The organism is Mycolicibacterium litorale (assembly GCF_010731695.1).
Classification (GTDB): domain Bacteria; phylum Actinomycetota; class Actinomycetes; order Mycobacteriales; family Mycobacteriaceae; genus Mycobacterium; species Mycobacterium litorale.
In genome coordinates, this window is the sequence record NZ_AP022586.1 from 414,647 (window position 1) to 426,735 (window position 12,089).

Genomic DNA, 12,089 nt, shown 5'->3' on the forward strand with positions numbered 1-12,089 from the left:
GCGGTGATGGAGGAGTACCTGGCGCTCTCCGACCGCGGCGCAGGCGTGCCGCTGCGTGAGCTCGTCCTCGTGGGGCTCACCGCGGCGATCATCACCTACCTGGCCACCGGATGGGTGCGCGTACTCGCGACCCGGCTGGGGGCGGTGGCCTATCCGCGCGAACGCGACGTCCACGTGCAGCCCACCCCGCGGATGGGTGGGCTCGCGATGTACGTCGGCGTCGCCGCTGCCGTGCTGCTCGCCTCCCAGCTCCCCGCTCTGACGCGCGGTTTCGTCTACTCCACCGGGATGCCGGCCGTCGTGGTCGCCGGCGGGCTCATCATGCTGATCGGCCTGATCGACGACCGGTGGGGACTCGACGCACTCACCAAATTCGCCGGCCAGCTCACCGCGGCCAGCGTCATGGTGACGATGGGCGTCGCCTGGAGCGTCCTGTACATCCCGATCGGCGGCGTCGGCACCATCGTGCTCGACCAGGTGGCGTCGATCCTGCTGACCCTGGCGCTCACGGTGGCGATCGTCAACGCGATGAACTTCGTCGACGGACTCGACGGTCTGGCCGCCGGGCTCGGGCTCATCACCGCGCTGGCGATCTGCATCTTCTCCGTCGGGCTGCTCCGCGACCACGGCGGCGACGTGCTGTTCTATCCGCCCGCGGTCATCTCGGTGGTGCTCGCCGGCGCCTGCCTGGGCTTCCTGCCGCACAACTTCCACAAGGCCAGGATCTTCATGGGGGACTCCGGGTCGATGCTCATCGGCCTGATGCTGGCCGCCGCGTCCACCACCGCGGCCGGCCCGATCTCGCAGACCGCATACGGCGCCCGCGACGTGTTCGCGCTCCTGTCGCCGTTCCTGCTCGTCGTCGCCGTGATGTTCGTGCCTGCGCTGGACATGCTGCTCGCGATCATCCGACGCACCCGCGCAGGCCTGAGCCCCTTCAGCCCCGACAAGATGCATCTGCACCACCGGCTGCTCGAGATCGGCCACTCCCACCGGCGGGTGGTGCTGCTCATCTACCTATGGGTCGGCATCGTTGCCCTCGGCGCGGCGAGCACGATTTTCTTCGACCCCCGCTACACCGGTTTCGCCATGCTGGCCGCCACGCTCGTGGCCACCGTCGTCACTCTCGTCCCGCTCGTCCGGCGTCGGGAACCAGCAGCGGAGAGCGTGTACGACAAAAAGTAGTAGGCCCCGTTTAGGGCCGCCTACCATGTGGTACCGTGCTGCTAGAACCCGAAGAAACCTCGCGGGTTGCCGGCCACCGGCTCGTCGGTTCGCCACCGATTCGGAGCCGTTTCAGACCGACAAAAGGGAGTACCCCTTGGGTGATTCCAGCGAGCCCGTAGCCCTCCGATACGCTCGGCAGGTTACTCACAGGAATCAGGGCCACTCCTCCAGCCAACCGCGGATTGAGGTGAAGCAGTGACGACGCCAGCGCAGGACGCGCCGTTGGTGTTGCCGGCAGTCGCCTTCCGGCCTGTCCGACTCCTCGTCATCTGTGTGGCACTCGCTGCCCTCGCGGCCGTGGCCGCGGCACTGCTCGGCTACCCGATGGTCGGCCTGTTCTTCGCGATCGGCCTCGGGCTCGGCCTCACCAACGCCGTGATGATCCAGCGCTCGGTGCAGTCGATCACCGCCAAGGACCATCCGCTCAAACGCAACATGGCCATGAACTCGGCCACCCGACTGCTGATCATGACCGTGATCGGCCTGACCATCGCCTACGTCTTCAAGCCGCAGGGCTTGGGCGTGGTGTTCGGCATGGCGCTGTTCCAGGTGATCCTGGTGGCGTCGACGACCCTTCCGGTGGTCAAGAAACTCAAGGCCCAAGCCGCTGACGGACTCGAAGGAGAGACTCCACAGCAATGACGCAGACGTTCCTCGCCGCCGAGAGCGGCATTCAGGTCGGCCACCACACGGAGGCCAACTGGTTCGGGCTGACGGTCAACACCGACACGATCCTGTCCACCGCGATCGCCGCGGCGATCGTGCTCGGACTGGCGTTCTTCCTGCGCGCCAAGGTGACCTCCACCGGAGTGCCCAACGGCGTGCAGCTGTTCTGGGAAGCGCTGACCGTGCAGATGCGCAACCAGATCGAGAGCGCGATCGGAATGCGGGTGGCCGGCTTCGTGCTCCCGCTGGCCGTCACACTGTTCGCGTTCATCCTGATCGCGAACTGGCTGTCCGTGCTGCCGGTGCAGTACTCCGACGAGACCGGCATTCACGAACTGCTCAAGCCCGCGGCCTCCGACATCAACTTCGTGCTGGCGCTGGCGCTGTTCGTGTTCATCGCCTACCACGCCGCCGGGTTCTGGCGCCGCGGCCTCCTCGGGCACCCCAAGAAGCTGCTGAAGGGCCACGTCGCCGTGCTGGCCCCGATCAACCTCGTCGAAGAACTCGCCAAGCCGATCTCGCTGTCACTGCGACTCTTCGGCAACATCTTCGCCGGCGGCATCCTGGTCGCCCTGATCGCGCTGTTCCCGCCGTGGATCATGTGGGCGCCCAACGCGATCTGGAAGAGCTTCGACCTGTTCGTCGGCGCGATCCAGGCGTTCATCTTCGCGCTGCTGACCATCCTGTACTTCAGCCAGTCGATGGAGCTCGACGAGCACCACGACTGACCGCACGTCTGACCTGCACGACCGCTTGAATCAAACGCTCGACCCACGTCCTGGTAGGCGACTACCAGTTATCAAGGAGGATAAGGAATGGATCCCACAATCGCTGCCGGCGCACTCATCGGCGGTGGACTGATCATGGCCGGTGGCGCCATCGGCGCCGGTATTGGTGACGGTATCGCCGGTAACGCGCTGATCGCCGGTATCGCCCGCCAGCCCGAGGCCCAGGGTCGCCTGTTCACGCCGTTCTTCATCACGGTCGGTCTGGTGGAGGCCGCGTACTTCATCAACCTGGCCTTCATGGCGCTGTTCGTCTTCGCCACCCCGGTCGCTTAGTCGGTTTGGAATCTTCAGTCATGGGTGACCTGAGCACGACCATCTTGGCCGCGGAGGAAGGTGGGGGCGGTAACTTCCTCGTCCCCAACGGCACCTTCTTCTTCGTGCTGCTCATCTTCCTGATCGTGTTGGGCGTCATCGCCAAATGGGTGGTGCCCCCGATCAGCAAGGTGCTGCAAGAGCGCGAAGCGATGGTCACCAAGACGGTTGAGGACAACCGCAAGTCGGCTGAACTGTTCGCCGCCGCACAGGCCGACTCCCGGCAGGTGATGGCCAAGGCACGCCGTGACGCCTCGGCCATCCGGGACGAGGCCCGCGGCGAGGGTCGCAAGATCCTCGAGGACATGCGGTCGCGCGCCAGCGCGGAATCGGCGGCCACACTGCAGGAGACCAACGAAGAGCTGTCCCGGCAGGGCCAGCAGACCGCGGCCGAACTGCAGTCGTCGATCGAGACGTTGTCGGCCACCCTGGCCAGCCGCGTCCTCGGCGTCGACATCACCAGCGCCGCCGCGACGAGCCAGGGACGGTAGCCGTATGTCGACATTCATCGGTCAGCTCATCGGGTTCGCGGTCATCGTGTTCCTCGTCGTGCGTTACGTGGTGCCGCCGGTGCGGCGCATGATGACCGCGCAGCAGGAGACGGTGCGCCGTCAGCTCGAGGAGAGCGCCACCGCGGCGAACAAGGTGGAGCAGGCGGATCAGCAGCACGCCAAGGCCGTTCAAGAGGCCGAGGCCGACGCCAAGCGGGTCGTCGAAGAGGCCCGGGCGGACGCCGAGAAGATCGCCGAGCAGATGCGCGCACAGGCCGACGCCGAGGTGGAGCGCATCAAGGTCCAGGGGCAGGCGCAGGTGCAACTGCTGCGCCAGCAGCTGATCCGCGAACTGCGTGCGCACCTCGGCAGCGAGTCGGTGGCCCGGGCACGGGAACTGGTGAGCGAGCACGTTTCCGACGAGGACAACCGGTCGGCGACTGTGGACCGGTTCCTCGACGAACTCGACGCCATGGCGCCCTCGGATGCCGCGCTCGACGACGGCGTGGGATCGCGGCTGCGTTCGATGAGCCGGGATGCCCTCAAGGCGCTGGTGGCGCGGTTCGACGAACTGACCGCCAACGTCGACGCGGACGGGCTGACGTCACTGGCCGACGATCTGACCGCCGTGGCCAAGCTGCTCAAGACCGAGCCGGTGTTGAGCAAGCACTTCGGTGAACCCACCGAGGACGGCGAGGCCAAGGCGAACCTGGCGGAGGCCGTGCTCTCGGGCAAGATCTCCGACACTGCGCTCGAGGTCGTCAAAGCCGCTGTGGCGCAACGATGGTCAGACGAATCCGACCTGGACCACGCGGTCCGGCACACGGCGCGGCTGGCTCTGCTGGTGCGTGCGGAGCGCAACGACGAGACCAGCGAGGTCGAGGACCAGCTCTTCCGGTTCAGCCGGATTCTGGACTCCGAATCGCGGCTGAGCGCGGTGCTCAGCGACTACACCACCCCCGTCGACGGCCGGATCGGACTGCTGGACCGGCTGCTCGAGAACCAGGCGGGCGCGACCACCCGGGCGCTGCTCGCGCAGACCGTGGAGCTGCTGCGCGGCGAGCGTGCCGACGAGGCCGTGCGCGAACTGGCCGAGCTCGCCGTGGCGCGCCGTGGGGAGGTCGTGGCGCACGTCAACGCCGCGGCAGAGCTCAGCGATGCCCAGCGCACCCGGCTCACCGAGGTGCTCGGCCGGATCTACGGTCGCCCGGCATCCCTGCAGTTGCACATCGATCCCGACATGCTCGGCGGCCTCACCATCGCCGTCGGCGACGAGGTGATCGACGGGTCACTGGCTTCGCGGCTGGCTTCGGCTGAAACCCAGCTGCCCGACTAACTCCGAACACCACCAGACTCAACACAAAGGCAGGAAGACGAACCCATGGCAGAGTTGACTATCTCGGCTGCTGACATCCAAGGGGCGATCGAGGACTACGTCGCCAACATCGCCACCGACACCGAGCGGGAAGAGATCGGCACCGTCGTCGACGCCGGTGACGGCATCGCGCACGTCGAGGGCCTGCCCTCGGTGATGACGCAGGAACTCCTCGAGTTCCCCGGCGGTGTCCTGGGTGTCGCGCTCAACCTCGACGAGCACAGCATCGGCGCGGTCATCCTCGGCGACTTCGAGAAGATCGAAGAAGGCCAGCAGGTGAAGCGCACCGGTGAGGTGCTGTCCGTGCCCGTGGGTGACGGCTTCCTCGGCCGCGTGGTGAATCCGCTCGGCCAGCCCATCGACGGCCGTGGCGAGATCGAGACCTCGGAGCGTCGCGCGCTGGAACTGCAGGCGCCCTCGGTGGTGCAGCGCCAGGGCGTGAGCGAGCCGCTGCAGACCGGCATCAAGGCGATCGACTCGCAGACGCCGATCGGCCGCGGCCAGCGCCAGCTGATCATCGGTGACCGCAAGACCGGCAAGACCGCGGTCTGCGTCGACACGATCCTCAACCAGCGGCAGAACTGGGAGACCGGCGACCCGAACCAGCAGGTGCGCTGCGTCTACGTCGCGATCGGTCAGAAGGGCACCACGATCGCCAGCGTGCGCCGCACCCTCGAAGAGGGTGGCGCGATGGACTACACCACCATCGTCGCGGCGCCCGCCTCGGATTCGGCCGGCTTCAAATGGCTTGCGCCGTACACCGGTTCGGCGATCGCCCAGCACTGGATGTACGACGGCAAGCACGTGCTGATCGTGTTCGACGATCTGACCAAGCACGCCGAGGCCTACCGCGCCATCTCGCTGCTGCTGCGCCGCCCGCCGGGCCGCGAGGCGTTCCCCGGCGATGTGTTCTACCTGCACTCGCGTCTGCTGGAGCGCTGCGCCAAGCTCTCCGACGAGCTCGGTGGCGGCTCGATGACCGGATTGCCGCTGATCGAGACCAAGGCCAACGACATCTCGGCCTACATCCCGACCAACGTCATCTCGATCACCGACGGTCAGTGCTTCCTGGAGACCGACCTGTTCAACCAGGGTGTGCGCCCGGCCATCAACGTCGGTGTGTCGGTGTCGCGAGTCGGTGGCGCCGCGCAGATCAAGGCGATGAAAGAGGTGGCCGGCTCCCTGCGACTCGACCTGTCGCAGTACCGCGAGCTCGAGTCGTTCGCGGCGTTCGCCTCCGACCTCGATGCGACCTCGAAGGCACAGCTGGACCGCGGTGCTCGACTGGTCGAGCTGCTCAAGCAGCCGCAGAACAGCCCGATGCCCGTCGAGGAGCAGGTCGTCGCGATCTTCCTCGGTACCCGTGGTCACCTCGACACGGTGCCGGTCGAGGACGTGCAGCGCTTCGAGCAGGAGCTGCTCGAGCACGTGCGTTCGTCGAAGGAGGAGATCTTCACCGAGATCCGCGAGAGCAAGAAGCTCTCCGAGGAACTCGAGGACAAGTTGACCGACGTGGTTAACGAGTTCAAGAAGGGCTTCGAGACCACCTCCGGTGAGTCAGTGGTTCCTGACGAGAACGTCGACGCCATGTCGGACGAGGACCTCGAGAAGGAATCGGTGAAGGTCCGCAAGCCCGCCCCGAAGAAGAAGTAAGGCGCTCATAACCCATGGCTGCCACACTGCGCGAACTGCGCGGCCGCATCCGCTCCGCCGGGTCGATCAAGAAGATCACCAAGGCCCAGGAGATGATCGCGACGTCACGCATCGCCAAGGCGCAGGCCCGAGTCGAGGCGGCTCGGCCCTACGACCGCGAGATCACCAACATGCTGACCGAACTCGCCAGCGCCAGCGCCTTGGATCATCCGCTGCTCGTGCAGCGCGAGAATCCGCGGAGGGCCGGGGTGCTGGTCGTGTCGTCGGACCGTGGGTTGGCCGGTGCGTACAACGCCAACGTGTTCCGTCGGTCCGAGGAGCTGTTCTCCCTCCTGCGTGAAGAGGGTAAGGAACCCGTCCTGTACGTGGTCGGCCGCAAGGCGCTGTCCTACTACAGCTTCCGCAACTGGGACGTCACCGAATCGTGGACCGGCTTCTCCGAGCGGCCCGAGTACGAGCACGCTCAGGAGATCGGCAAGACCCTGGTCGAGGCGTTCATGGCCGGCGTCGACGACGAGGGTGACGACGCAGGCGCGGACGGCGTCCTCGGACTCGACGAACTGCACATCGTGTTCACCGAGTTCCGGTCGATGCTCTCGCAGTCGGCGATCGCCCGCCGGATCGCGCCGATGGTGGTGGAGTACAGCGAGGAAGACGAGAACGAACCGCACACGCTGTTCTCGTTCGAGCCCAGCGCGGAGACGCTGTTCGACGCGCTGCTGCCGCGGTACGTGTCGACCCGCATCTTCGCCGCGATGCTCGAGGCGGCGGCATCGGAGTCGGCTTCGCGCCGGCGCGCGATGAAGTCGGCGTCGGACAACGCCGACGACCTGATCAAGGACCTGACGCTGATGGCGAACCGCGAACGGCAGTCCCAGATCACCCAGGAAATCAGCGAAATCGTCGGTGGCGCGAACGCGCTCGCGGACGCCGCCAAGAAGTAATCGCCTGAAGCCCAGCGATAGAGCCAGGAAGCGAAGAAGAGAATGACTGCTGCCACCGAACAAAGAGAAAAAGAGACCGGCTCCGACAACGTCGGGCGCGTCGTTCGCGTCACCGGCCCCGTCGTCGACGTCGAGTTCCCCCGCGGATCCGTGCCGGAGCTGTTCAACGCCCTGCACGCCGAGATCGGCTACAAGGACCTCGCCAAGACCCTGACGCTGGAGGTCGCCCAGCACCTCGGCGACAGCCTGGTGCGCTGCATCTCGATGCAGCCGACCGACGGCCTGGTCCGCGGCGTCGACGTCAAGGACACCGGTGCCTCGATCTCGGTGCCCGTCGGCGAGGGCGTCAAGGGCCACGTGTTCAACGCCCTCGGTGCCTGCCTCGACGACCCGGGCTACGGCAAGGACTTCGAGAAGTGGTCCATCCACCGCAAGCCGCCGGCCTTCGACGAGCTCGAGCCGCGCACCGAGATGCTCGAGACCGGTCTGAAGGTCGTCGACCTGCTCACCCCGTACGTCCGCGGCGGCAAGATCGCCCTGTTCGGTGGTGCCGGTGTGGGCAAGACCGTGCTCATCCAGGAGATGATCAACCGTATCGCCCGCAACTTCGGTGGCACCTCGGTGTTCGCCGGCGTGGGTGAGCGCACGCGTGAGGGCAACGACCTGTGGGTCGAGCTCGCCGACGCGAACGTGCTCAAGGACACCGCCCTGGTGTTCGGCCAGATGGACGAGCCGCCCGGCACGCGTATGCGCGTCGCCCTGTCGGCGCTGACGATGGCGGAGTACTTCCGTGACGAGAAGCAGCAGGACGTGCTGCTGTTCATCGACAACATCTTCCGGTTCACCCAGGCGGGCTCGGAGGTGTCCACGCTGCTCGGTCGTATGCCGTCCGCCGTGGGTTACCAGCCCACCCTGGCCGACGAGATGGGCGAGCTGCAGGAGCGCATCACCTCGACGCGCGGCCGCTCCATCACCTCGATGCAGGCCGTGTACGTGCCCGCCGACGACTACACCGACCCGGCGCCCGCCACGACGTTCGCGCACCTCGACGCGACGACGGAGCTGAGCCGTTCGGTGTTCTCCAAGGGCATCTTCCCGGCGGTGGACCCGCTGGCGTCGAGCTCGACGATCCTCGACCCGTCGGTCGTCGGCGACGAGCACTACCGGGTGGCCCAGGAAGTCATCCGGATCCTGCAGCGCTACAAGGACCTCCAGGACATCATCGCGATCCTCGGTATCGACGAGCTCGCGGAGGAGGACAAGCAGCTGGTGCAGCGCGCGCGTCGTATCGAGCGCTTCCTGAGCCAGAACATGATGGCGGCCGAGCAGTTCACCGGTCAGCCGGGTTCGACGGTGCCGCTCAAGGAGACCATCGAGGCGTTCGACAAGCTGTCCAAGGGCGACTTCGACCACCTGCCCGAGCAGGCGTTCTTCCTGATCGGCGGTCTCGAGGATCTGCAGCGTAAGGCTGAGAGCCTCGGCGCCAAGATGGAGGACGGCGGCGGCGACGGCGCACCGCTGCCCGACGACAAGAAGAAGAGCGACTCGAACGGTGACGGCAAGGGTGACGACGCCGACAAGGATGCCTAACGATGGCCGACCTTGACGTTGACATCGTCGCCGTCGAACGGGAGATCTGGTCGGGGAAGGCGACGTTCGTCTTTACCCGCACCACCTCCGGTGAGATCGGCATCCTGCCGCGGCACATCCCGCTGGTGGCTCAACTCGTCGACGACGCCATGGTGCGGGTCGAGCGTGAGGGCGAAGAGGACCTGCGCGTCGCCGTCGGCGGCGGCTTCATGTCCGTCACCGAGTCGGGCGTGATCATCCTCGCCGAGTCCGCTGAGCTGGAGTCGGAGATCAACGCCGACGAGGCGCGTCGCGACTCCGAATCCGACGACCCGGCGACGGCCGCCCGGGGCCGCGCGCGGCTTCGCGCGCTGGGCCAGATCGACTAACGGCACCGGATGAGCGCGTCCATGTGGAGCATGGTCGCGCTCATCGGTGTGCTGCTGCTCGTCGTCGTCGCGCTCTGCTACCGCCTGTGGAAACTCCGGCAGGTCGGTGGCACCGCGGCGATTCTGCGTGACGTCCCCGCCGTCGGCGGTCACGGCTGGCGGCACGGCGTGATGCGGTACCGGGGTGGCGAAGCCGGTTTCTACCGGTTGTCCAGTCTGCGGTGGTGGCCCGACCGGCGGTTGAGCCGGCGGGGTCTGGAAATCGTGTCGCGGCGCAGCCCGCGCGGCGACGAATTCGACATCATGACCCACGAGATCGTCGTGCTCGAACTGCGCGACACCAGTCCCGAACGCCGGCGTGGTTACGAGATCGCCCTGGACCGGGGCGCATTGACGGCGTTCCTGTCGTGGCTCGAGTCGCGGCCTTCGCCGCGCGCCCGCCGCCGCAGCCTCTAGCGGGTGCGGCCGCCGCGTTTCATGGTCTTCGCGCAAGCGCTCATCCGCCCGGTTTCCACAGCACGTCGCCGTCGGGGTTGGCGACGCGCGACAGGATGAACAGCAGGTCGGACAGCCGGTTGAGGTACTTCGCCGGCAGCACGCTGATGGTGTCGCCGTGTGCGGACACCGCCTCCCACGCCGAGCGTTCGGCGCGCCGGGCCACCGTCCGTGCGACGTGCAGCAACGCCGACAGCGGTGTCCCGCCCGGGAGGACGAACGAGTTCAGTGCGGGCAGCGGTTCGTTGAACTCATCACACCAGGACTCGAGCCGGTCGATGTAGTCCTGGGCGATCCGCAGCGGGGGATACTCCGGGTTCTCCGCGACCGGGGTGGACAGATCCGCACCCGCGTCGAAGAGATCGTTCTGGATCTGGCGCAGCACCGCGAGGATCCGCTCCGGGGGATTGCCCAGGGCAATCGCGACGCCGATGGCGGCGTTGGTCTCGTCGCAGTCGGCGTAGGCGATCAGCCGGGGGTCGTTCTTGGTGACGCGGCTGAAGTCGCTGAGCCCGGTCGTCCCGTCGTCACCGGTTCTCGTGTAGATGCGGGTGAGGTGCACGGCCATGGGTCAAACGTACTAGGCGCGCCGGTCTGCGGACCTTGTGGAAACTGACATGGCCGGAGCCGCTGTTTACACTGACCGGCGTGAGCGAGCGATTCGTGGTGACCGGCGGCAACCGGTTATCGGGCGAAGTCGCGGTCGGCGGGGCGAAGAACAGCGTGCTGAAGTTGATGGCCGCATCGCTGCTGGCCGAGGGCACGAGCACGATCACGAACTGCCCCGACATCCTCGATGTTCCGCTGATGGCGGAGGTCCTGCGCGGACTCGGCGCGACGGTGGAACTCGACGGCGACGTCGTGCGCATCACCTCGCCCGACGAGCCGAAGTACGACGCCGACTTCGCCGCGGTCCGCCAGTTCCGCGCGTCGGTGTGTGTGCTCGGTCCGCTGGTCGGTAGATGCAAGCGGGCCCGGGTGGCGTTACCCGGCGGCGATGCGATCGGATCCCGTCCGCTCGACATGCACCAGGCCGGGCTCCGCCAGCTCGGGGCACGGTGCAACATCGAGCACGGCTGCGTGGTCGCCGAGGCCGACGAGCTGCACGGCGCGGAGATCCAGCTCGAGTTCCCCTCGGTGGGGGCGACCGAGAACATCCTGATGGCGGCGGTGCTCGCCAACGGGGTGACGACGATCCACAACGCCGCCCGGGAACCGGACGTGGTCGACCTGTGCGCGATGCTCAACCAGATGGGCGCCCAGATCACGGGGGCGGGGTCCTCGACGATGACGATCACCGGCGTGGACCGGTTGTACCCCACCGAGCACCGGGTGATCGGGGACCGGATCGTCGCCGCGACGTGGGGGATCGCCGCGGCGATGACCCGCGGGGACATCTCGGTGACCGGCGTCGATCCCCAACACCTTCAGCTCGTATTGCACAAGCTGCACGATGCGGGGGCCACCGTCACCCAGAGCGACGACGGTTTCCGGGTGGTCCAGTACGAACGGCCGAAGGCGGTCAACGTCGCGACGCTGCCGTTCCCCGGGTTCCCGACGGATCTGCAACCCATGGCGATCGGGCTGGCCGCGGTCGCGGACGGGACGTCGATGATCACCGAGAACGTGTTCGAAGCCCGCTTTCGATTCGTCGAGGAGATGATCCGGCTCGGCGCCGACGCCAGGACCGACGGCCATCACGCGGTGGTGCGCGGGATCCCGCAGTTGTCGAGTGCACCGGTGTGGTCGTCGGACATCCGCGCCGGCGCCGGCCTGGTGCTCGCGGGGCTCGTCGCCGACGGTGACACCGAGGTGCACGACGTGTTCCACATCGACCGCGGGTATCCGCTCTTCGTGGAGAACCTCAAGAGCCTGGGAGCCGAGATCGAGCGCGTCGTCTAGCCCCCCGGCGCGGCCCAATACCGTTGAAACACCGGGAATTAGGCCTCTGGCCAGGGGATTTTGAAGCAGACGGAACCTGTGCGTAAGCTAGTGACACACCGACCGAAGGCCCCGGCCGAAAGGCCCGGAGGACGAGGTTGACTTCCCCGGTAGGATGCAGTACAGTATCGGGGTTGCCTGCAGAGCGGGTGTGTTGTTTGAGAACTCAATAGTGTGTTTGGTGGTTTTTGTTTGTTGTTTTTGTTTTGCCGCATCTCTTTTTCCCGTTTAGGGGTGTG

At 66.8% G+C, this 12,089-nt stretch carries 13 protein-coding genes; 12 read left to right on the forward strand and 1 reads right to left on the reverse strand.

Going from position 1 to position 12,089, the window contains the following annotated elements; genetic code table 11:
- The first annotated feature begins 6 nt into the window (after positions 1–6).
- The 11 genes from G6N30_RS01980 to G6N30_RS02030 all read left to right on the forward strand — a co-directional run bounded on the left by G6N30_RS01980 (position 7) and on the right by G6N30_RS02030 (position 9,870).
- Complete coding sequence (locus G6N30_RS01980; RefSeq protein ID WP_134060880.1) at positions 7–1,185, forward strand: glycosyltransferase family 4 protein; 1,179 nt, start codon at positions 7–9, stop codon at positions 1,183–1,185.
- Positions 1,186–1,422: 237 nt separating this feature from the next.
- A complete protein-coding gene (locus G6N30_RS01985) occupies positions 1,423–1,869 on the forward strand; it encodes an ATP synthase subunit I (RefSeq protein WP_134060857.1) in 447 nt (148 codons plus the stop codon).
- Positions 1,866–2,621: a F0F1 ATP synthase subunit A gene (gene atpB / locus G6N30_RS01990; RefSeq protein WP_134060858.1), complete on the forward strand. Its 756-nt coding sequence runs from the start codon at positions 1,866–1,868 to the stop codon at positions 2,619–2,621. Before G6N30_RS01985 ends, atpB begins: the two co-directional genes overlap by 4 nt.
- 87 nt (positions 2,622–2,708) lie before the next feature.
- The gene (locus G6N30_RS01995; protein WP_011561261.1) at positions 2,709–2,954 is read left to right on the forward strand and encodes a F0F1 ATP synthase subunit C; all 246 of its coding nucleotides are present in this window, start codon (positions 2,709–2,711) and stop codon (positions 2,952–2,954) included.
- A 20-nt stretch (positions 2,955–2,974) separates the two neighbouring features.
- Positions 2,975–3,484 carry a F0F1 ATP synthase subunit B gene (locus G6N30_RS02000; RefSeq protein ID WP_134060859.1) on the forward strand — a complete coding sequence of 170 codons (510 nt, stop codon included), beginning with the start codon at positions 2,975–2,977 and terminating at the stop codon, positions 3,482–3,484.
- Positions 3,485–3,488: 4 nt separating this feature from the next.
- Positions 3,489–4,820, forward strand: a complete 1,332-nt coding sequence (locus G6N30_RS02005) for a F0F1 ATP synthase subunit B/delta (RefSeq protein ID WP_134060860.1) — start codon at positions 3,489–3,491, stop codon at positions 4,818–4,820.
- A gap of 45 nt (positions 4,821–4,865) precedes the next feature.
- Positions 4,866–6,512: a F0F1 ATP synthase subunit alpha gene (gene atpA / locus G6N30_RS02010; RefSeq protein ID WP_134060861.1), complete on the forward strand. Its 1,647-nt coding sequence runs from the start codon at positions 4,866–4,868 to the stop codon at positions 6,510–6,512.
- Between the two features lie 14 nt (positions 6,513–6,526).
- Positions 6,527–7,456, forward strand: a complete 930-nt coding sequence (locus tag G6N30_RS02015; RefSeq protein WP_134060862.1) for a F0F1 ATP synthase subunit gamma — start codon at positions 6,527–6,529, stop codon at positions 7,454–7,456.
- A 42-nt stretch (positions 7,457–7,498) separates the two neighbouring features.
- Complete coding sequence (gene atpD / locus G6N30_RS02020; RefSeq protein ID WP_134060863.1) at positions 7,499–9,046, forward strand: F0F1 ATP synthase subunit beta; 1,548 nt, start codon at positions 7,499–7,501, stop codon at positions 9,044–9,046.
- Between the two features lie 2 nt (positions 9,047–9,048).
- On the forward strand, positions 9,049–9,414 hold the full coding sequence (locus tag G6N30_RS02025; RefSeq protein WP_134060864.1) for a F0F1 ATP synthase subunit epsilon: 366 nt from the start codon (positions 9,049–9,051) through the stop codon (positions 9,412–9,414).
- Between the two features lie 9 nt (positions 9,415–9,423).
- A complete protein-coding gene (locus tag G6N30_RS02030; protein WP_163687336.1) occupies positions 9,424–9,870 on the forward strand; it encodes a DUF2550 domain-containing protein in 447 nt (148 codons plus the stop codon).
- Between the two features lie 40 nt (positions 9,871–9,910).
- On the opposite strand, the gene G6N30_RS02035 is transcribed toward G6N30_RS02030, so the two are convergent.
- Positions 9,911–10,477, reverse strand: a complete 567-nt coding sequence (locus tag G6N30_RS02035; RefSeq protein WP_134060865.1) for a cob(I)yrinic acid a,c-diamide adenosyltransferase — start codon at positions 10,475–10,477, stop codon at positions 9,911–9,913.
- Positions 10,478–10,557: 80 nt separating this feature from the next.
- On the opposite strand from G6N30_RS02035, the gene murA reads away from it, so the two are divergent.
- A complete protein-coding gene (murA, locus tag G6N30_RS02040) occupies positions 10,558–11,811 on the forward strand; it encodes a UDP-N-acetylglucosamine 1-carboxyvinyltransferase (protein ID WP_134060866.1) in 1,254 nt (417 codons plus the stop codon).
- Positions 11,812–12,089: the final 278 nt, after the last annotated feature.

Bases quoted from the DNA above. Each gene is read 5' to 3' on its own strand.
- G6N30_RS01980 (WP_134060880.1), top strand. From the start codon at position 7: ATGGAGGAGTACCTGGCGCTCTCCGACCGCGGCGCAGGCGTGCCGCTG.
- atpB (WP_134060858.1), top strand. From the start codon at position 1,866: ATGACGCAGACGTTCCTCGCCGCCGAGAGCGGCATTCAGGTCGGCCAC.
- G6N30_RS01995 (WP_011561261.1), top strand. From the start codon at position 2,709: ATGGATCCCACAATCGCTGCCGGCGCACTCATCGGCGGTGGACTGATC.
- G6N30_RS02000 (WP_134060859.1), top strand. From the start codon at position 2,975: ATGGGTGACCTGAGCACGACCATCTTGGCCGCGGAGGAAGGTGGGGGC.
- G6N30_RS02005 (WP_134060860.1), top strand. From the start codon at position 3,489: ATGTCGACATTCATCGGTCAGCTCATCGGGTTCGCGGTCATCGTGTTC.
- atpA (WP_134060861.1), top strand. From the start codon at position 4,866: ATGGCAGAGTTGACTATCTCGGCTGCTGACATCCAAGGGGCGATCGAG.
- G6N30_RS02015 (WP_134060862.1), top strand. From the start codon at position 6,527: ATGGCTGCCACACTGCGCGAACTGCGCGGCCGCATCCGCTCCGCCGGG.
- atpD (WP_134060863.1), top strand. From the start codon at position 7,499: ATGACTGCTGCCACCGAACAAAGAGAAAAAGAGACCGGCTCCGACAAC.
- G6N30_RS02025 (WP_134060864.1), top strand. From the start codon at position 9,049: ATGGCCGACCTTGACGTTGACATCGTCGCCGTCGAACGGGAGATCTGG.
- G6N30_RS02030 (WP_163687336.1), top strand. From the start codon at position 9,424: ATGAGCGCGTCCATGTGGAGCATGGTCGCGCTCATCGGTGTGCTGCTG.
- G6N30_RS02035 (WP_134060865.1), bottom strand. From the start codon at position 10,477: ATGGCCGTGCACCTCACCCGCATCTACACGAGAACCGGTGACGACGGG.